The 18,901-nt window shown below is 60.7% G+C and carries 22 protein-coding genes; 8 read left to right on the top strand and 14 right to left on the bottom strand.

Going from position 1 to position 18,901, the window contains the following annotated elements; genetic code table 11:
• Window positions 1-95: 95 nt before the first annotated feature.
• Window positions 96-416 (bottom strand): PepSY domain-containing protein, encoded by a 321-nt coding sequence (locus QMK50_RS07450; protein WP_159997535.1) that lies wholly within the window; start codon window positions 414-416, stop codon window positions 96-98.
• Between the two features lie 153 nt (window positions 417-569).
• Between QMK50_RS07450 and QMK50_RS07445 the strand changes: the two genes are divergently transcribed.
• Window positions 570-1,457, top strand: a complete 888-nt coding sequence (locus QMK50_RS07445; RefSeq protein WP_320332869.1) for a sterol desaturase family protein — start codon at window positions 570-572, stop codon at window positions 1,455-1,457.
• A gap of 4 nt (window positions 1,458-1,461) precedes the next feature.
• Here QMK50_RS07445 and QMK50_RS07440 read toward each other — a convergent pair whose 3' ends face one another.
• Window positions 1,462-2,145 (bottom strand): AraC family transcriptional regulator, encoded by a 684-nt coding sequence (locus tag QMK50_RS07440; protein WP_320332868.1) that lies wholly within the window; start codon window positions 2,143-2,145, stop codon window positions 1,462-1,464.
• On the bottom strand, window positions 2,146-3,273 hold the full coding sequence (locus tag QMK50_RS07435) for a glycerophosphodiester phosphodiesterase (protein WP_320332867.1): 1,128 nt from the start codon (window positions 3,271-3,273) through the stop codon (window positions 2,146-2,148).
• A 236-nt stretch (window positions 3,274-3,509) separates the two neighbouring features.
• Here QMK50_RS07435 and QMK50_RS07430 point away from each other — a divergent pair, with 236 nt between their 5' ends.
• Window positions 3,510-3,836 carry a DUF2025 family protein gene (locus QMK50_RS07430; RefSeq protein ID WP_159997527.1) on the top strand — a complete coding sequence of 109 codons (327 nt, stop codon included), beginning with the start codon at window positions 3,510-3,512 and terminating at the stop codon, window positions 3,834-3,836.
• On the opposite strand, the gene QMK50_RS07425 is transcribed toward QMK50_RS07430, so the two are convergent.
• Both QMK50_RS07425 and QMK50_RS07420 read right to left on the bottom strand, forming a co-directional pair.
• A complete protein-coding gene (locus tag QMK50_RS07425; protein WP_159997526.1) occupies window positions 3,833-4,156 on the bottom strand; it encodes an antibiotic biosynthesis monooxygenase family protein in 324 nt (107 codons plus the stop codon). The genes QMK50_RS07430 and QMK50_RS07425 overlap by 4 nt on opposite strands.
• Entirely contained in the window at window positions 4,153-4,863 is a 711-nt protein-coding gene (locus tag QMK50_RS07420; protein ID WP_320332866.1) for a CTP synthase, read from the bottom strand. The genes QMK50_RS07425 and QMK50_RS07420 overlap by 4 nt, the downstream gene beginning before the upstream one ends.
• A 14-nt stretch (window positions 4,864-4,877) precedes the next feature.
• On the opposite strand from QMK50_RS07420, the gene QMK50_RS07415 reads away from it, so the two are divergent.
• Window positions 4,878-5,828, top strand: a complete 951-nt coding sequence (locus tag QMK50_RS07415; RefSeq protein ID WP_095169771.1) for a LysR family transcriptional regulator — start codon at window positions 4,878-4,880, stop codon at window positions 5,826-5,828.
• Window positions 5,829-5,835: 7 nt separating this feature from the next.
• On the opposite strand, the gene QMK50_RS07410 is transcribed toward QMK50_RS07415, so the two are convergent.
• The 3 genes from QMK50_RS07410 to QMK50_RS07400 all read right to left on the bottom strand — a co-directional run bounded on the left by QMK50_RS07410 (window position 5,836) and on the right by QMK50_RS07400 (window position 8,289).
• Window positions 5,836-6,375 carry a DUF1003 domain-containing protein gene (locus QMK50_RS07410; protein ID WP_320332865.1) on the bottom strand — a complete coding sequence of 180 codons (540 nt, stop codon included), beginning with the start codon at window positions 6,373-6,375 and terminating at the stop codon, window positions 5,836-5,838.
• A 58-nt stretch (window positions 6,376-6,433) separates the two neighbouring features.
• On the bottom strand, window positions 6,434-7,492 hold the full coding sequence (locus QMK50_RS07405) for a diguanylate cyclase (RefSeq protein WP_320332864.1): 1,059 nt from the start codon (window positions 7,490-7,492) through the stop codon (window positions 6,434-6,436).
• Between the two features lie 188 nt (window positions 7,493-7,680).
• Complete coding sequence (locus QMK50_RS07400; protein ID WP_320332863.1) at window positions 7,681-8,289, bottom strand: TetR/AcrR family transcriptional regulator; 609 nt, start codon at window positions 8,287-8,289, stop codon at window positions 7,681-7,683.
• 202 nt (window positions 8,290-8,491) lie between these two features.
• Here QMK50_RS07400 and QMK50_RS07395 point away from each other — a divergent pair, with 202 nt between their 5' ends.
• Window positions 8,492-9,547, top strand: a complete 1,056-nt coding sequence (locus QMK50_RS07395) for an MBL fold metallo-hydrolase (RefSeq protein ID WP_320332862.1) — start codon at window positions 8,492-8,494, stop codon at window positions 9,545-9,547.
• A 21-nt stretch (window positions 9,548-9,568) separates the two neighbouring features.
• On the opposite strand, the gene QMK50_RS07390 is transcribed toward QMK50_RS07395, so the two are convergent.
• From QMK50_RS07390 to QMK50_RS07370, 5 genes are all read right to left on the bottom strand, one after another.
• The gene (locus QMK50_RS07390) at window positions 9,569-9,886 is read right to left on the bottom strand and encodes a helix-turn-helix transcriptional regulator (protein ID WP_320332861.1); all 318 of its coding nucleotides are present in this window, start codon (window positions 9,884-9,886) and stop codon (window positions 9,569-9,571) included.
• Window positions 9,887-10,052: 166 nt separating this feature from the next.
• Window positions 10,053-11,012 carry a hypothetical protein gene (locus QMK50_RS07385; RefSeq protein WP_320332860.1) on the bottom strand — a complete coding sequence of 320 codons (960 nt, stop codon included), beginning with the start codon at window positions 11,010-11,012 and terminating at the stop codon, window positions 10,053-10,055.
• Window positions 11,013-11,218: 206 nt separating this feature from the next.
• On the bottom strand, window positions 11,219-12,466 hold the full coding sequence (locus tag QMK50_RS07380) for a ribonucleotide-diphosphate reductase subunit beta (protein WP_095169764.1): 1,248 nt from the start codon (window positions 12,464-12,466) through the stop codon (window positions 11,219-11,221).
• A 453-nt stretch (window positions 12,467-12,919) separates the two neighbouring features.
• Window positions 12,920-13,741, bottom strand: coding sequence for an HDOD domain-containing protein (locus QMK50_RS07375; protein WP_095169763.1), 822 nt, complete (start codon window positions 13,739-13,741; stop codon window positions 12,920-12,922).
• A gap of 36 nt (window positions 13,742-13,777) precedes the next feature.
• Entirely contained in the window at window positions 13,778-14,719 is a 942-nt protein-coding gene (locus QMK50_RS07370; protein ID WP_159997516.1) for a YgfZ/GcvT domain-containing protein, read from the bottom strand.
• A 149-nt stretch (window positions 14,720-14,868) separates the two neighbouring features.
• Here QMK50_RS07370 and QMK50_RS07365 point away from each other — a divergent pair, with 149 nt between their 5' ends.
• Both QMK50_RS07365 and QMK50_RS07360 read left to right on the top strand, forming a co-directional pair.
• Window positions 14,869-15,123 carry a succinate dehydrogenase assembly factor 2 gene (locus QMK50_RS07365; protein WP_095169761.1) on the top strand — a complete coding sequence of 85 codons (255 nt, stop codon included), beginning with the start codon at window positions 14,869-14,871 and terminating at the stop codon, window positions 15,121-15,123.
• Window positions 15,107-15,556 carry a protein YgfX gene (locus QMK50_RS07360; protein WP_159997514.1) on the top strand — a complete coding sequence of 150 codons (450 nt, stop codon included), beginning with the start codon at window positions 15,107-15,109 and terminating at the stop codon, window positions 15,554-15,556. Before QMK50_RS07365 ends, QMK50_RS07360 begins: the two co-directional genes overlap by 17 nt.
• On the opposite strand, the gene nadB is transcribed toward QMK50_RS07360, so the two are convergent.
• Complete coding sequence (gene nadB, locus QMK50_RS07355) at window positions 15,525-17,141, bottom strand: L-aspartate oxidase (RefSeq protein ID WP_095169759.1); 1,617 nt, start codon at window positions 17,139-17,141, stop codon at window positions 15,525-15,527. The two genes, QMK50_RS07360 and nadB, sit on opposite strands and share 32 nt — an antisense overlap.
• Before the next feature lie 558 nt (window positions 17,142-17,699).
• Here nadB and rpoE point away from each other — a divergent pair.
• Both rpoE and QMK50_RS07345 read left to right on the top strand, forming a co-directional pair.
• Window positions 17,700-18,281, top strand: coding sequence for an RNA polymerase sigma factor RpoE (rpoE, locus tag QMK50_RS07350; protein WP_003172477.1), 582 nt, complete (start codon window positions 17,700-17,702; stop codon window positions 18,279-18,281).
• 31 nt (window positions 18,282-18,312) lie between these two features.
• Window positions 18,313-18,900, top strand: a complete 588-nt coding sequence (locus QMK50_RS07345) for a sigma-E factor negative regulatory protein (RefSeq protein WP_095169758.1) — start codon at window positions 18,313-18,315, stop codon at window positions 18,898-18,900.
• The last annotated feature ends 1 nt before the right edge of the window (window position 18,901 follow it).

The raw sequence follows: 18,901 nt of genomic DNA, 5'->3' as shown, positions 1-18,901 counted from the left end.
AGCGTACGCCTTGTGCAGTTTTGAGGTGTGGCTATTTCGTCCACGTAAAAAAGCCGCACATCCCAAAGGTTGTGCGGCTTTTTTGCAGCGTGTTTTTACTTGTCTTGCACGTTGCTCAGGACTGCGCCGGTCTTGGCGTCGAGCTTGACGTCCCACTCGACATTCTTGGTATCACGGATTTCCACTTCGTAGACATAGGCGCCGGTGGTGGCGTTATGGTCCAGCTCGGTGTCGGTGATGTTGGCCGCGGTGGTGCCTGGGTGTTGGGCGAGGGCCGCCTGGTTGAGCTTTTCAAAGTCCATGACGGTGCCGGCCTTGAGCAGCCCCGGGATCTGGTCCGGGCGCACGTCAGCCATGGCGAAACCGGCGGTCAGGGTCAGGGCAGCGGCGGTGAACAGGGTGGTCAACTTTTTCATGGGGTCATTCCTTGGTTGAGCTGTTTAAGTGGGATCAGGTTAACCGGCGCAACTTAATTGATCCTTAATCCACGCCGGCCGCGCTTTGCGCCATTTGTTCAATCCTCGCATATCAAAGCGTTTCATGCTGGACCCACGTCAAGGGAGGTTCATATGAAACGCTGGTTTACAACGCTGTATGCCCCGGTTTTCCTGGGTGGATTCCTCGCTCTCGGTATCGCTGTAGTCGGTGTCGCAGGCCGTTCGCCCGGGTGGCTGCTGGTGATTTTTCTCTGTGCCCTGCTGGTGTCGTTCCTGGCCGAACGGGCGCTGCCGTATGAACCGCAGTGGAACCGCAACCAGGGTGATGGCTGGCGCGATGTGGCCCATGCACTGGTCAACGAAGCCTGCAATGGGCTGGCGTTGCTGATTTTACCGGGGCTGGTGGCGCTGTTGTCGTTCGAGGGCCTGTGGCCCGGCAGTTGGCCGCTGTGGGGGCAGTTGCTGCTGGCGATCGGGATTGCCGATGCGGGCGTCAGCCTGACCCACTACGTCAGTCACCACGTGCCCTGGATGTGGCGGTTGCATGCGGTGCATCACAGTGTCCAGCGGCTCTATGGCTTCAACGGCTTGATGAAACATCCGCTGCACCAGATGCTCGAGGCGGCGGTGGGGTTTTTGCCCTTGATCGTGCTGGGTATTCCGCTGGACGTGGCCTTGCTGCTGGCGTTCGCCATCAGTCTGCAGTTGCTGTTGCAGCACTCCAACGTCGACATGACCCCGGGAGTGTTGTCCCAGGTGTTCGCCTGGGCGCCGGTCCACCGCCTGCACCATATGAAGTACGGTGCAGCGGGCAATGTGAATTTCGGTCTGTTTTTCAATCTGTGGGACCGTTTGCTGGGCACCGCCCTGCACGCCAGCGCGTATTCGATCAGGCAGGGTGAATTGGGGATTGGCAATCGGGCGGATTATCCCCAGGGGTATGTCGAGCAACTGCTGGAGCCGTTCAAGCCCGAGCAATTCACTGACGAGCCGCAGGTGCCAGAGGCGTTGCGTCGCTAACGGCTCAGTCGAGCAGGCGGATATCCAGGCCGTGCAAGCCCTGGCTGGCGGTCACCCCGAAGATTTTCTTCAGGCTGCGCGACAGGTGCGCGGCGTCGGCGAACCCCGCATCATGGGCGGCCACTGTGAGATTGCTGCCAGACAGCATCAGCGCCATGGCCAGGCGCAGACGGCGCCAGAGCACCAGGCGCCGAACGGGTAGGCCAACCTGGCGGGCGAACAGCCGCTCCAGTTGGCTCAGGGATACATGGGCCTGCGCGGCCAGGGACGCCGCCGAGACCTTGCCTGCCAGCAAGCCATCCAGGGCCTGCAGGGCACGGCCGATGCGTGGGTCGTTGAAAGGGCGCCGTGGGCACTGCAGCACAGCCTGGGCAATGGCCGGCAAGGACGGCTCGACGTCGGCCAGGCAGTCTTGCAGGGCCTGGGCCTCGAACATCAAGGGCTCGGCGTAGATACACACGACGTTGTCCGAGCCGTGCATGATGGCGTGCGTGCGCAGTGATTCGATAAACAGTCGGTCGGTGACCTGGGGGGTACCCTCCAGGCTGACCTGCAGCGGTTGGCCGCCAGCGATGATCAACTGATGGGCGTAGTGCGCATGGGGCGCGGTGCGCCCCAATCTGCCGTGGACCAGGCCATAGTCGCGGCCCAGCCACAATTGGCCTTTCCACTCGTGCTGGTTGCTCACTCAGTAGCCGTTGCGTTCAAGCAACTGGGCCACGCTGCCGGTTGCCGGGCGCTGGTAGTACTTGAGCAGTTCGCTGGCGCGGTTGGTGAAGATGCCGTCGACTCCAGCGTCCATCACTTTCTGGAAGTCGACGTCTTCGTCGATGGTGTAGACGTGCACCAGCAGGCCTTGGTCGTGGGTGTACTGGTTCATCCAGGGCTGTACGAGGTTGGCATAACTCTGGTCACCGAGGTGCGTCAGGGTCGCGGACGGGCCCGTGCCGATTGCGCCCTGGGCCTTGGCGTAGTCGACCCATTGCTCGAAGGCGGCGTTGTCCTTGGGTTGCTGCCTGGCATAGAAGGTGGCCTTGTCCTTGTCCCCGGACTCGGCGAACTTGACCTTGGACTTGGGCTCGATGCTGCCCTCGGCGACCCACAGCAGCAGGATCTTCGGCACCTGCGGCATTTCCTGGTGCAGCATCTGCAGGCTGTTCTTGTCGAAGGTCTGCAGCACGACCTTGCCTTTGCCCTGGCCCACACCCAGCGCGCTCTTGGCCAGCTTGGAGCCAGCAGGGCTGAGCCAGCCGCGGTCTTGCAGCTTGTCCTTGAGGTCGCGTTCGATCCCCGGGAATTGCTGGGGCTCCTTGGTCTCGATGTACAAGCCGGGTTTGTGCAGCGGGTTGCCTTGGGCGATGTCGATGACTTCGTCCAGAGTCAGGATTTTCAGGCCTGCATACGCAGGGCGGGCGCGGTCCGGGTAGGCGCTGTTGAACCAGCTGCCAGCATCGAGGGTTTTCAGCTCGGCGAGGGTGAAGGCGTTGGCCGGGCTGTCCTTGCGATCAGGGAATTTTCTGGCAACGTCGGTGGTGCGTTGCAGGTCGTCGTCGTGCAGGGCGAACAACACGCCGTCCTTGCTGCGTTGCAGGTCCAGTTCCAGGTAGTCGGCCCCCAGGTCGCGCGCCAGTTTGTAAGCGGCGGCGGTGGATTCCGGGGCATCGAAGGAGGCGCCGCGGTGGGCGATCACGGCCGGGTGCGGGATGCCGTTGGCGGTGGCCAGCGCGTTCGGACCGGGTTGGCTGAGAGCCTGTGCCTGGCCGACGCCGAGCATCAGGCTCAGCAGCAGGGCGCTGTGGGTGAAGTTGACAGGCATGGTCGAGGTCCTTTCGTCAGTCGTTTTGCAAAGGACTACCTTTTAACAACTGAGCGACAGTTGTGCTATCGCAGCACCGACATAAACCCCGCTCCAGACGCTTTTTCCGCGCTTTTGTGCGCGACTTTGCAGTATTCTTGGCCCCGGCAGTTTCCCCGGCAGAGGGAAACCCGGATGCTTGCCCTGCGTGTAAACCATTGATCAGCGGTCCATTGGGACCTTTCGTGAGGTTTATCATGCGCATCACTTCGCAACTCATCTGCCAGGCCGCCGACCAACTCCACGGCTTTGTCGGCCTCAACCGCAAGACCGGCCAGTACATCGTGCGCTTCAGCGAAGACTCGTTCGGCATGGACGTCGCCGATGACGGCATCATCCCCACCAGCGAGTTCGTCTGGGCCCCAGGCCCGGATCAGGCCATGACCCTCAAGCGCCCATTGATCCAGCTGTTGCTGGATCAGAACATCGACGACCGAATCAACATCAGCGAGCCTCTGCGGGTATACATGCGCCGCGCCGATGTGCCGGAGATTTCGGCGCTGCGCCAGCGGGTACCGGCTTAGGTTGCGAAGGCATACGAGCGCTCGACCTTGCACACCCGGGTGTGAAACGCCTGATACCAGGTGGCGCGGCCTTGCTCGCGGACGGCGCTGTGTTCGGCGTGGCGCTTCCAGGCGAGGATCGCCGCTTCGTCGCTCCAGTAGGAAACCGTGATGCCCAGGCCATCCTCACCACGTGCTGATTCCACGCCGAGAAACCCCGGTTGCTCGCGGGCCAGCTCGACCATGCGCTGGGCCGCCTGGTCGTAGCCGTGATCGCCTGCCGTGCGCAGCGAGGTAAAGATCACCGCGTAATAGGGGGCGGCTGGGGTGCTGGCGATCATCGCGGATTCCTCGCGCAGGCCTCGACAAAGGCGTTGACCAAGGGCGGTAACCGGCCCTTGAGCGCAGCCCGTTCGGGTTGAAACAGGCTGGCAACGAAGAACGGATGGCCCTGCAATTCGATGGCCCGCAGATCACCTCCAGAGTCATGGCCCGTGGCGCGCAGGCCGTGGCTCTGCAGGGCGTCGACGAACTCGGGGTTGATCCCGTAGCGGCAGCGGTAGCCTTCGCTGATGTGCTGGCTGGCGTAGGCCGCGGCAATCAGCGAGCCCTCGCGCAACTGAATGCTGTCGACGGCCTCGACCAAGGCGCAGGCCAGGGGCGTGATCACGGCGCGCGTGGCTTCGGGCGAGGTTTCGCCATGCTCGGCATCGGTCCAGCCCAGGACATGGCGGGCGAACTCCAGCACCGCGTGTTGAAATCCACCGCAGGTGCCAAGGAACGGCCGCTGCGCTTGCCGGGCAAACTGAATCGCCCGCAACGCGCCGTCGGTGTTGCGGTAAGGGCTGGCGGGCACGCACCAGAAGCCGTCGAAGTCGCTGAAGCGGGTCTGGCTGTCGATCCGCTCGGTGGCCAGCCACTGCGACTGTACGTCCCGCCCCAAGTGTTGGGCGGCCAGGTTCAGGGCCAGGGGAATGGCCTGGTGGGCGGTGACCTGCGGATCGTAGTCGCCGATCAGGGCAATGCGCAGGTGGGCTGGATTGGACATGGCGTCTCCAAGACTTGTCGGTGGTTGGGGGGCACTATAGATTGGCGTTCACGCAATCAATATTGGCGTTTACCCAAGTGATCAATGCAGCTACGCACTATCAACTGGACTACCCCGACCTGGTGCTGGTCCTGGCGTTGGTCCGCGGCGGTTCGCTGGCCCGAGCCGCCGCGTTGCTCAAGGTTGACGTCTCGACGGTGTTTCGTGCGGTCCGGCGCCTGGAAGCCGGCTTGGGCCAGGCGCTGTTCGAGAAAAGCCGTGCCGGCTACCTGCCCACCAGCCTCGCGCAAACCCTGGCCGAGCAGGCCGAACGTGCCGAACAGGCGCTGGATGCGGCGCGGGTCGGGGTGGAGCAAGGCGGTGAAGTCATCAGCGGCACGGTGCGCCTGACTTGCACCGACTCGGTCCTGCACGCCTTGTTGTTGCCAGCCCTGGCGCAGTTCATGCCGGGCTATCCGGCGTTGACCCTGGAGCTGAGCACCTCCAACGACTTTGCCAACCTCAGCCGCCGCGATGCCGACATTGCCCTGCGCCTGACCCGGGCGCCACCGGAGCATCTGGTGGGCCGACGCCTGGCGACCGTGTCCTATCGGGTGTGCGCCAGCGTGAATTACCTGCAGTCGGTCGATCCGGGCGACCTCGCACGCTTGAGCTGGATCGCGCCGGATGACTTCCTCCCAGACCATCCCACCGTCACCTGGCGACGCCAGCAACTACCGGGCGTGCAGCCGAGCTATCGCTGCAACAGCATGCTCGCGGTGACTGAGTTGGTGCGGGCGGGGTTGGGGGTCGCGGCCTTGCCGGACTTTCTGATCGATCCAGGCCAGGGGCTGCGCCCGCTGACCGAACCCTTGATGGGCTACGACACCAGCCTGTGGTTGCTGACCCGTCCGGACTGCCGCGCGCTGCGCTCGGTAGTGACCCTGTTCGATGAGCTGGCGCGGGCCATTCGTTTGCCCGCCTAGGGTGGCGTCAGGCTTGGGGTGGTTGCTGGCCCAGGACGTGCTGATGCACCTGTGAGGTGAGGTTTTCAATGCGCTCGGTCAGGGTCTTGGTCATTTCTGTGAGTCGGGTGTTCTGTTCCAGCAGTTCCAGCAATTGGGCGGCATTCTGCGCCGCTTGCGCCTGGCGTTCGGCATTGGCCACGGCCAGCGCTTCTCGGTGTTGCGCGTCGGCATCGGACTGGGCCTTGTCGCGCGCGGCCTGACGGGTTTGCGCCAGCAGGATCAAAGGCGCGGCGTAGGCCGCCTGCAGGCTGAATGCCAGGTTGAGCAGGATGAATGGGTAGACATCGAAGGTGGTCACCCCGGTAACGTTGAGGACGATCCAGGCGGCGACGATCAGGGTCTGGGCACCGAGAAAGGTCGGTGTGCCGAAAAAGCGCGCAAAGGCCTCGGCTTTCAAGGCGAAGGTGTCGTTACCGAAGGTCGCGGCCAGATGCGCGTGGGGACGGTGAAAACGCAGGTGGTCGACGGGTGCTGCGGGGGATGTCGGCGTTTTGGTTGGGTTCATGAGGGTCTCTGCAAGGCCGGGGGGACTGAGGTTCACTATAACCCCCACGGCGCTGCACTCATGCCGGATCTGTGGTGCTGGCGTGGGCGCTGCTGGTTCTGTTGCGACCATTGCTCTTGGCACTGTACAGCGCCTTGTCGGCAGCCTCGAGCCACTGCCCGGCCTCGCTGAAATGCGCCTGATAGGTGGCCAGGCCAATGCTCAGGCTGACCTTCAACTGCGCGATGGCAGGGTGGCGATAGTCGGCGAAGACCAGGCGTAGACGCTCCATCACCTCGATGGCCTGGTCCTGGGGCAAGCTCGGCAGAATCACACAGAATTCATCACCGCCGTAGCGTCCCGCCAGGTCGTTTTGCCGCAGGTTGTGCTTGAGTTCGGCGCTGAGTTGGCGCAATACGCTGTCGCCGACAATATGCCCGTAGGTGTCATTGATGGCCTTGAAGTGATCGATGTCGATCAGGCCAATGGTGGCCTGAACTTGTTGTCGTTGGCACTCGTGGAAGCTGTCTTGCAGCAGGTCTTTCCAGGCGCCGTGATTGAGCAGGCCGGTCAGGCTGTCTGTGCGGCTCAAGGCACTCAGGGCGCGTTTGTGCTCGGACAACTTGATCGTCAGTCGATAGCAGACCATGCCTACCGCAAGCGGGTAGAGGGTCAGCATCGGCAGGCAGGCATACACCTGGAGCTGGCTGACTTGCGCTGAGAAGCCGGACCCCAGCAGCGCCCATGAAATGCCGATGCCCAGCAGTTGGGCGAGGCTGCCCTGGACCAACAGGCGCACCCCACCGGCGGCCACATTGTTCATGGCCATCATCGAGAGGATGGTCACGGTGGCCAGCGGGTTGAAGTGCATGGTCGCGGCCCAGAAACCGCCCAGCAACGAGTCAATCAGCAGGTTGCGACGTTCCGCCTGGTAGGGGAACGCGGAGCGGGTCGCCAGTTGATAGGCCAGGTGCGCCCAGCACACGGCATTGAAGCCCAGCAGTACCCAGACCCAGGTGGGCACTCCCAAGGGATAAAGCGCCGCAGCGACACTGATGCAGCCAATGCCCAGGCCAATAATCCGCGGTTTATAGATACGTTTGGCAAATGACAGGCCTTTGCCACGTTGATTTTGCATAGCTCACTGCGCTCATGTCGCCCTGAAACACTTTGTGGTGTTTTACCCTGGGCTGCGATCCATCGAAGAAACAGGTCAATAGTGTCATTTATTGCAGATGCGATCATCAGCCAGATGATGGCCAGGTGCACGCCCCCGGCACTTGCCCGCGACATGACAGCGTAGTTCAGGGTAGCTGGCGCGGCGGATCAGCGCTGATAACAGGCCAGGAACATGTCCAGCGCCGACTCGATGACAGTGCTCTGCATCTCGGCGGACAGGACTGGCTGGTTCATGGAGATCTGTGGCCAGAAGGCGAAAGCCTTGAGCATCCCATGCAACTGCTGGGCGGCGAAGTCGGGATCGACCGGCTTGAGTGTGCCATCAGCCTGTGCCGCACGAATCCAGGCGGTCAGGGCTTCCTCGCGTTCGCCGATGCGCAGGACAATGTCCTGGGCACGCTCGGGTGAGTGGATAGTGGCGGCGATAGCCACTCGAGCCAGGTCGAGGAAGCTGTTGTCTGCCAACAGCGCCAGCTTGCCGTGCAGTAGCTGCCCGAGTTGCTCACGCAGCGGTTGTCCGGGACTGTAGACGCTGTCTTCCTGGGCGCAAATGTTGGTCCACAAACGCTGGAGAATTTCGCCGAACAACTCTTCCTTGCTGGCAAAGTGGTTGTACACGGTGCGCTTGGATACCCCCGCTGTCGCCGCAATCTTGTCCATGCTGGTGATATCGAAACCGTTGCTACGGAATTCGCTGATCGCCGCCTGGACAATGGCTTCGCGTTTACGGTCGGTCAGGCGCTGGGGAGCTGTCATAAATACGCTTCGGCAGAGTGGGTGAGCACTTACACTCAGCAGTTTACTTATTCCAGGGTTTGTTGCAATCTTGAAACTACACCGTGCAGTGTAGTTGCGCGGTTAAAATTAGAGTTTGCGGCTGACGCGTGCGTGCATTGGCCCTTTATTGTCCGAAAAAGAAAATCACCGGCTACAGCGGTTTTTCTGGAGTCATTTGAACATGGCCACTTTCTCTTACCAGGCGGACAGCGCCACAGAACTGAAAACCTCCCGCCAGGAGCAGGGCCGCTACCGCAACCCTACAGCGGTACGCCAACCTGGCTTGCGCAAGACTGTGCAAATCTTCTGGGACATGTTGTTCAACAAGCCGCGTAACACCCGGCCAGTCGGAGCGATTCCGGTGCAAGGCCTGACCCGCGAGCAGTTGCACAGCGCGCCCAACCACAGCGTGTTCCGGCTAGGCCACTCCACTGTCCTGCTGAAGTTGCGCGATAAGTTCTGGCTCACCGACCCGGTCTTCGCCGAGCGTGCTTCCCCGGTTCAGTGGGCCGGACCCAAGCGCTTTCATCAGCCGCCGATCAGTCTTGATCAGTTGCCTGAAATCGAAGCAGTAATCCTGTCCCACGATCACTACGATCATCTCGACCATCAGACCGTCATCAAGCTGGCAGACAAGACCCGCCACTTCATCACACCGTTGGGCGTAGGTGATACCTTGATCAAGTGGGGTGTCGATGCCAACAAGGTGCGTCAACTCGACTGGTGGGAAGGCACGCAGATCGACGGGATTCACTTCATCGCCACACCGTCCCAGCATTTTTCCGGTCGTGGCCTGTTCGATGGCAACAGTACCCTCTGGGCTTCATGGGTGATCATCGACGGCGACAAGCGCATCTTCTTCAGCGGTGACACCGGCTATTTCGACGGCTTCAAGGCGATCGGTGAACAGTTCGGACCCTTCGACCTGACGCTGATGGAAACTGGCGCCTACAACGTCGACTGGCCACTGGTCCACATGCAACCGGAACAAACCCTGCAAGCCCACTTCGACCTCAAGGGGCGTTGGCTGTTGCCGATTCACAACGGCACCTTCGATTTGTCGATGCACGCCTGGCACGAACCTTTCGACCGTATCCTGGCCCTGGCCTGGGAACACAATGTGTCCATCACCACCCCACAAATGGGTGAAGCCTTCAACCTCAACCAGCCGCAACACGGGCAGGCTTGGTGGCTTGAGGTTGAAGAGCAGGGTGAGCAGGCAGTTGCCAATGGCTAGGGCTGGCAATACTTGAGTTGATCACTCGATCATCGCGAAATCCGCTCGCCCCACCGGATCCGGTGCCGATCCCCTGACGCTCATGCCCCGACCTGGGGAAAAACCGGGAAAGAACACCAGGCCCTCGGCCTCCAGCCTGTAGGCCAGGGCCAGGCGGGTGACGTCGAGCACTTCGGCGCCGGCTTCGAACCGCGCTATCGCTTCTACGCTGACCCCGGACTCGCGGGACAATTGCTCCAGTGACCAACCCAGCATCGCACGGGCCTGGGCGCTGTGTTTGGGGGTGAACTGGAACAGGGCGATACGTTCCAGGGTGATTTTCATCGCAATAGAGGCCATGGGCTTTCTCCGGGCTCGAGAGTGGCAAATCAATTAGCACTGTGTTTTTGTACAGTTGTTTTGCGCCCGGATCAAACTCATTTTTTTGATTGATGCGATATCGTGCGGTCGAGGCAGGCGCTAGACGCTTGTGCCGGTATTCGATGAATTGAGCGTCACGCCACGATTACTTGGCGTGCAACTGCGGCGCTTGCCGAATGATGAAGTGATCCAGATTCTCGATGTTGGCACTGAACACCCCGAACGTCTGCTCGGGGTTTTTCTTGCTTGGCACCTGCTTCAACTCCGGCGTCACGCCGTAGAAAAAGCAATACAGCTCCTGCTCGCTCTCGATGGCGTGCTTGATCTCCTCGAGGAACGCCTGGCGCTTGCGGTAGCTGTCGATCAGCTTCTTGCCCAGGTACAGGGTCACCGAGTAGGGCTTCTTCTCGAGCCAGGCCTTTTTCTCGAAGTCGATGCGAAAGCTCTGGGTGTAGTCCTTGATCTCCTTGATCCTGCCCCAGTAAATCAGGCCCTTGTTGTCCTGCAGGTATTCGATCTTCTTGAAGAACGAGGCGTAGGACGCCGTGTGCTCGCCAATCTTCAGCGGCATGCGCTTGAGCAGGTCCTTGTTCTCGAAATTGGAAACGAAACACTCCACCGGATGGGCAAACACGCTGGTCTTGTCTGGCGTTGACTCTGCTATCGGGTGCTCGCCCTGGCTGATGTACGGAGTCGCTGGCATCTGATCCTGCACCCTGTCGGCAGTCTCCTCGGTGCTAACGGGCATGCGCACATACTGACGCCGGGTCAGCAACAGTTCTGACGGGAAATGCTCCTCAATCCCGTCATCCGTTTCCACTCCCTCGGTATTCGACGTCTTCAGGCTGACATACGGACAACCCTCCACATGCCGGGTGCTGGGCACATTCTTGAAATGTGGCGTGCGGATGTAGTTCACGCTCTTGGCATTGATCGTCCCCAGCACATTGGTGGTTCCAAAGGCCAAGCGGCAGGCATCGTTGGGGCACTGGAAGTGTTCCTTCGCAGAGTCGAACGCCATCGTCTCGTCAAAATTCAGGTCCCGCACGTCATAGATCGACAGCTTGGCGTCGAGGCTGATGCAGTAGGCGAGGTCGAATTTCATGGCGGCGCGAGTCCTGGAGGGGAGAGGTATTAATAGCGGGATGCGCTGATGGTTTTCAACCCTGGCACAGCGATGTAGGAGCAAGGCTTGCCCGCGGTTGCCGTTATCAGTGGAGCAACCAGTAAAGGCTCACAAAAAAGCCCTGGAGGCATTACGCATCCAGGGCTCTTTAAGATCATCGACTCAGCAGTGATGAGCGTCAGGAATCAATCCCAGCTCAATGCCCCGCCAGTCTGATATTCAATAACCCGAGTCTCGAAGAAGTTCTTCTCTTTCTTCAAGTCCATGATCTCGCTCATCCATGGGAATGGGTTGGTGGTGCCTGGGTACTCTTCCTTCAAACCGATCTGCGACAGGCGACGGTTGGCGATGAACTTGAGGTAGTCCTCCATCATCGCCGCGTTCATGCCCAGTACGCCGCGCGGCATGGTGTCGCGTGCGTATTCGATTTCCAGTTGGGTGCCCTGCAGGATCATCTGGCTGGCTTCTTCCTTCATCTCGGCATCCCACAGGTGCGGGTTTTCGATCTTGATCTGGTTGATCACGTCGATGCCAAAGTTCAGGTGCATGGATTCGTCGCGCAGGATGTACTGGAACTGCTCGGCGACGCCGGTCATTTTGTTGCGCCGACCCATGGAGAGGATCTGGGTGAAGCCGCAGTAGAAGAAGATGCCTTCCAGAACGCAGTAGTAGGCGATCAGGTTACGCAGCAACTCTTTGTCGGTTTCGACGGTACCGGTTTCGAACTTCGGATCGGAGATCGAACGGGTGTATTTCAGGCCCCAGGTGGCTTTTTTCGCGACCGATGGGATCTCGTGGTACATGTTGAAGATCTCGCCTTCATCCATGGCCAGCGATTCGATGCAGTACTGGTAGGCGTGAGTGTGGATCGCCTCTTCGAACGCCTGGCGCAGGATGTACTGGCGGCATTCCGGGTTGGTGATCAGGCGGTACACGGCCAGAACCAGGTTGTTGGCAACCAGGGAGTCGGCGGTGGAGAAGAAGCCCAGGTTGCGCATCACGATGCGGCGCTCGTCGTCGGTCAGGCCTTCCGGGTTTTTCCAGAGGGCGATGTCGGCGGTCATGTTGACTTCTTGCGGCATCCAGTGGTTTGCGCAACCGTCCAGGTACTTCTGCCAGGCCCAGTCGTATTTGAATGGGACGAGTTGGTTGAGGTCGGCGCGGCAGTTGATCATGCGCTTCTCGTCGACCGCAACGCGGGCAGAGGCGCCTTCGAGTTCGGCCAGGCCTTCGGCGACGTCGAGTTTGTCGAGGGCAGCCTTGGCGCGAACGATCGCGGCCGAGTCGCTGGCGGTCACGGCGCGCGCTTCCAGCGCAGCAGCACCACCGGCGCTGTCGAGGCGGTCCATGTTGGCTTCTGTTGCGTGGCCAGCATTGGCGCCTTTGGCGACAACTTCGCCGTCTTCTTTATCGAATTCGTCCCAGCTCAGCATGACGTGTCGTCTCCTGCGTGAGGGCCAGTTGCCCGTGTGAAAACTCTGAAGGTCGGTTATTCACACGGCCTGGTGGCCGCGGTGGATCTAAAGGAATCGTTTGTTGCAGCGGTACGCAGGCAAAAAACAGAAATGTCTACGGGTGTCCTGAAGTCGCTGAAGGGCGGAGTCGACATGGTCAGCATCCGGCGATGGCTTCAGCACGGCTTTCACCCTCATGTAAGGAGGTGTTGCAGGCCCGATTTACCGGCGCATTATAGGTGTTTTTTACGGCTTGTGGTGCGACGAAGTAGCCCAGTTAGTGGCCATGAGGCCTGCTTTTTCGGACAGAGCGAGAGTTTATGGGGCTTTGGCCGGCATAGATTTTTTTTGCCGGGTATCGGTAAATTTTTGCCAACTGCAGCCAGCTGTCCCGCCAGCTCCACGCAAAGCCCGCCGGGGCGGGCGTGCGGCTCAATAAAACATCGTGCGCGAGTCTTCCAGTTCGGCACAGGGGATGGGCTTGTTCGGGTTGATTCCCAACCGTTTGAAGGCGGGCAGGCTGCTGATGTCGATCTGGGCCAGCGGGTGGTGGCTGCCCAGATGGGCATGCACGGTCGCCACTTGCACCAGGTCGACGTAGTCGACAGCCTCGGGCTGACGCTTGAAGTCCAGGTATTGCCCCGGCAGGTGGACCAGCATTTCCGGAAACTCCCAGACCTGCAGCAGCTTGTCGCCAAGCAGCGGGTGGATGCGCTCGATCACATGGTTGAGGCTGACCGGGTCCGAGAGCAGCTCATAGTGGTCTTGGGCGTAGGTCAGGATTGGCAGCACGCCGATCTGGTGTACCAGGCCACCCAGCGCCGCCTGGTCGGGCTTGAGCTGAGTGTGGCTACGGCACAACGAGTAGCTGATGCCGGCGATCTCCTGGCTCTTGCGCCAGACGTCGCGCATTTTCTGGCCGACCACATCGGAGCGGGCATGGAAGATCTGCTCGATGACCAGGCCGATGGCCAGGTTGCTGCTGTAGTTGATGCCCAGTCGGGTAATGGCCGTGTACAGGTCGGTGACTTCCTGGGCGCCGCGCAGCAGGGGGCTGTTGACCACTTTGATCAGGCGCGCCGACAGGGCGGTGTCGCGGCCGATGACTTTACTCAGGGTGGTGACGCTGATATCCGGGTCTTCGGCGGCCCGACGAATCTGCAGGGCCACTTCCGGTAACGTTGGCAGAACCAGGTCATCATTATCGATGGCCTCAACCAAATCCTGTTGGACCTTTTCCGCCAGCTTGCTCATTTCGTTTCTCTAGGTGTTGCGACAAAGTACTGCGGATTAACGCTGGATCTCGCGATCGCGATCCAGTTGGTAAGGCAGTTCGAGCAGGTGCAGGGTCGGGCCTTCGAGCGCGCCCAGGTGCAGGTTGGCACCTTCGGCCGCTTCGGCTTGCAGCACTGCCAGCAGTTCGATGCCCTGTTCGGCGTGTGCGGCGAGGACCACTTCGCCAATGGAGCTGCCGTGGGTTGGCGCGAACAAGGCGGTGCCTGGCTCGGGCAAGTCGCTGGCGTCTAGTTGCAGGCGATACAGGCGGCGCTTGAGTTTGCCCAGGTATTGCATGCGTGCGACGATTTCCTGGCCGGTGTAGCAGCCTTTCTTGAAGCTCACGCCGCCTACCGCCTGCAGGTTGAGCATCTGCGGAATGAACAGCTCGCGAGTGGCGGGCATCACCTGGCCAATGCCGGCGCGGATCTGGCCCAGCAACCAATCATTGAGGCTGCCTTGCGCGAGGGTGCTCGAGAGTTGTGTCGCCAGGCTCTGTGCCTGTGCGGCCGGGGCCCAGAGTTCAGTGCGGCCAGGGGAGACCCGAATGGCGATCAGGCCGGCGTGGCGGGCGACCGAGTCGGTGTCTGGCGGCAGGTCGAGCCCCAGTGCCGTCAGTGCGGTATCGGCCTCGACTAGGCCAAAACGAACCCAGGCGGCGCTTTCATCAGTGAGTTTGGACTTGGAGAACACGGCGTACTTTTTCAGGTCGGCCAGTTGCGGCTCCAGCAACTCGCTGGCCATCGCCAGCAACACCCCGTCACCCTCCAGCAGGATGCGGAAGCTCGACTGCATGCGGCCCTTTTGGGTGCAGCGGGCGCCGAGGCTCGCCTGGGTATCGCTCAGGTAGTTGAGGTTGCAGGTCAATTGGCCCTGAAGAAACTTGCTGGCATCGCTGCCGCGGACGGCGAGCACGCCTTCATGGGACAAGGTGCAGAAAAAAGCGGAATCAGCCATGGGTCATCGCAGGGTAAAAGGTCTGGAGGACATCATAAGGGGGTGCTCTGGAAATGGGTAGTTTACAAAAGCCTGGAGGCGCCCGACCAAAGCCGACTGTTCGACCGGGATCGGGGCTGTATACTTGCGCTCTATTTGAGGAGCGCTCCATGGTCGAAGATGTTGAACTCAATCGCCTCTATTGGCACAGCCGCCGCGGCATGCTTGAACTTGACGTGTTGCTGGTGCCCTTTGTCAAAGAGGTTTATGCGCACCTGAACCAGGTCGATCGCGACTGCTACGTCAGGTTGCTCGAATGCGAAGATCAGGACATGTTCGGCTGGTTCATGGAGCGTTCCGAATCGGAAGATCCCGAGCTGCAACGTATGGTCCGGATGATCCTGGATCGTGTCCAGCCCAAGTAGTTTCGAATGCCGCTGGCAGGCCTCACGGCAACTGCTGGCGGCCTATCTCCTGGCCCAGCTGTTCGCGCTGGGCTCGCTGTTTCTACTCGATGTTGCCCTGTGGGCCCGCCTGGCGGGTGTCTTGCTGTGCCTGGCGCACGGCGCCTGGGTGCTGCCGCGGCAGATTCTCCTGACTCATCCCACAGCCTTCAGTGGCTTGCGCCGCGATGCCGATGGCTGGCAGTTGTGGAGCCGGGCCGGTGGCTGGCAGGCCGTGCAATTGCGCCCTGATAGCCTGGCCTTGCCGTTGATCGTGGTGCTGCGCTTTCGCCTGAGTGGCGAGCGCTGGGTGCGTTCGATCTGTGTGCCGCGCGATGCCCTGGCGCCGGATGTTCACCGGCGCCTGCGGGTACGGCTCAAGTTCAGTCGGCGTAGGTGGGCGGCACCAGGATAGTGTCCAGCGCTTGCGGCAACAGGTCCGGGTAGTCGAGGGTGTAATGCAGGCCACGGCTTTCCTTGCGCTCCATGGCTGACTGGATCATCAGTTCGGCCACCTGGGCCAGGTTGCGCAACTCGATCAGGTCGCGGCTGACTTTATAGTTGCTGTAGAACTCGTCGATCTCGTCCAGCAGCAGGCGCACGCGGTGCTGGGCGCGCTGCAGGCGCTTGTTGGTGCGCACGATGCCGACGTAGTCCCACATGAACCGCCGCAGTTCATCCCAGTTGTGGGCGATGATCACGTCTTCGTCGGAGTCGGTAACCTGGCTGGCGTCCCAGACAGGCAGGGCGCAGGGGATCGACACCTGGGGCAGTTGCGCAAGAATGTCCGCAGCTGCCGAGCGGGCATAGACGAAGCATTCCAGCAGCGAGTTGCTGGCCATGCGGTTGGCGCCGTGCAAGCCGGTGAAGCTGGTTTCGCCGATGGCATAGAGGCCGGGGACGTCGGTGCGCCCCTGCTGGTCGACCATCACGCCGCCACAGGTGTAGTGCGCCGCCGGGACGACCGGGATCGGCTGGCGAGTTATGTCGATGGAAAACTCCAGGCAGCGCTCATAGACCGTCGGGAAGTGACTCTTGATGAAGGCTTCGGGCTTGTGGCTGATGTCCAGGTAGACGCAGTCGATCCCCAGGCGTTTCATTTCGTGGTCGATGGCCCGGGCCACGATATCCCGTGGTGCCAGCTCGGCCCGTGGGTCGAAGCGCTGCATGAAACGCTCGCCGTTGGGCAGCTTGAGGTGCGCTCCCTCGCCGCGCAGGGCTTCGGTGATCAGGAAACTCTTGGCTTGCGGGTGGTACAGGCAGGTCGGGTGGAACTGGTTGAACTCCAGGTTGGCCACCCGACAACCCGAGCGCCAGGCCATGGCGATGCCGTCGCCACAAGCGCCATCGGGGTTGCTGGTATAGAGGTAGACCTTGGCCGCGCCACCGGAGGCGAGGATCACGAACCGCGCGCCGTAGGTGTCGACCTGGCCGGTGCCGCGATTGAGCACATAGGCACCAAGGCAGCGATCGCCCTCCAGGCCGAGGCGTTTTTCGGTGATCAGGTCAACGGCGACCCGTTGCTCCAGCAGTTCGATGTTCGGGCGTAGCCGCGCTTGCGCCAGCAAGGTGTTGAAGATTGCGGCGCCGGTGGCATCGGCGGCGTGAATGATACGCCGATGGCTATGACCACCCTCACGGGTCAGGTGGAACTCAAAACCGCCGTCTTCGGTGCCCGACTGTTCGTCGCGGGTGAAGGGCACGCCTTGGTCGATCAGCCACTGTATGGCTTCGCGGCTGTGCTCTACCGTGAACCGCACCGCGTCTTCGTGACACAGGCCACCGCCGGCGTTGAGGGTGTCGTCGACATGAGATTCAACGGTATCGGTATCGTCCAGCACGGCAGCGACACCGCCCTGGGCCCAGTAGGTCGAGCCGTTGGCGAGGTTGCCTTTGCTCAATACCGCAATGCGCAAATGATCAGGCAACGTCAGTGCCAGACTCAGACCGGCAGCGCCGCTGCCAATCACCAGAACATCGTGTTGAAACTGTTGGCTCATTTCAGGATTCCGCTCAAAGCGACCCGGGACGGGGTTGGCGCAAGACACCTGAATCGGCGAGTCGAGACAGCCACACAGCGCACTAGTATATAGAGGGGTGGATCGGCACAATAGCCGAGCCTTCGTGGCAATGTGAAACTACTGTGACGGAAAAGACGGATGCCTATGTCGGGTGTTTTACCTCGTGAGGAGGCGAAATGCTCAAGTTTTCGGCGACAAACCCCGCTTTTTCGCTTCGTGGTTGCACATTGTTGGTTTCACCCGGCTATAAAGATTGGGAACTTTTGCCAAGGCCCTAAACTCAATAGAAGGTTGCCTGAAACGAGGGACGACGTCGGTTTCACGCAGGATCTGTGTTCCGGTCAATGCGTATGGATTCGACAACAAGATTATTCGCGCAGCCGGCCAAGCCGGTGCTGCGTTTTTCGTGTGTGCCAAATCAGCGCGCGCAGGAAACTTGCTTGGAGGGGGAGAACTTTTGCGAAAAGCCCGAGTCTATGTTTGCAAGCCTGAACGATTAGCCATGCAAGCCTCCTCCGAGTTTATCGAGGAGTGTTCATGCTAACCCAGGAAGAGGATCAGCAGCTGGTCGAACGCGTTCAGCGCGGCGACAAGCGTGCTTTCGATCTGCTAGTGCTGAAATACCAGCACAAAATTCTCGGGTTGATCGTGCGTTTTGTGCACGACACCCATGAAGCCCAGGATGTTGCGCAAGAGGCCTTTATCAAGGCTTACCGTGCACTGGGGAATTTTCGCGGGGACAGCGCGTTTTATACGTGGCTTTACCGCATTGCCATCAACACGGCGAAGAACTATCTGGTTTCACGCGGCCGCCGGCCGCCGGATAGCGATGTTAGCTCTGAAGATGCGGAGTTCTACGACGGCGATCACGGCCTCAAGGATCTCGAGTCACCAGAGCGTGCATTGCTGAGGGATGAGATCGAAGGCACCGTCCATCGAACCATTCAGCAACTGCCAGAAGATTTACGTACCGCTCTAACTTTACGTGAGTTTGATGGTCTGAGTTACGAGGACATTGCGAGCGTCATGCAATGTCCGGTGGGTACCGTGCGCTCCCGGATCTTCCGCGCTCGGGAGGCCATCGATAAAGCCCTGCAACCACTGTTGCAGGAAAACTAAAGACAGCGGCGACAGCCAAGAGAGGAACGCCATGAGTCGGGAAGCCCTGCAGGAATCGCTGTCCGCAGTGATGGATAACGAAGCGGACGAACTGGAATTGCGTCGGGTGTTGAATGCCTTCGACGATGTTGAAACCCGCGAAACCTGGGCGCGTTACCAGATTGCCCGGGCAGTGATGCACAAGGACTTGCTGATCCCCCGTCTGGACCTGGCTTCGGCCGTCTCGCAAGCGCTGGCTGATGAAGCCGTGCCAGCGAAAGTCAGCCGTGGACCGTGGCGTAGCTTGGGTCGCCTGGCCGTTGCAGCATCCGTGACTGTTGCGGTGCTGGCAGGTGTGCGTCTGTACAACCAGGATGAGATCGCCGGCGTCGAATTGGCCCAGCAATCCACTCAACCGGGTCTGACCGTTCCTCAAGTCAAGGGCCCAGCCGTTTTGGCAGGCTACAATGAGAGTTCGCAAGCCACAGGCCCGATGGCCAATGGTGTCTTGCAAGGTCAGCCAGGCTGGCACGATCAGCGTCTGCCGGGTTATCTGCGTCAACATGCTCAACAAGCTGCACTCAAAGGTACTGAAAGTGCCCTGCCTTATGCTCGTGCAGCGAGCCAGGAAACCCGTTAAG

This window comes from Pseudomonas sp. P5_152 (genome assembly GCF_033989915.1).
GTDB lineage: Bacteria > Pseudomonadota > Gammaproteobacteria > Pseudomonadales > Pseudomonadaceae > Aquipseudomonas.
Note: the sequence above shows the minus strand (reverse complement) of the source record. Positions and strands in the feature narration are given on the sequence as shown.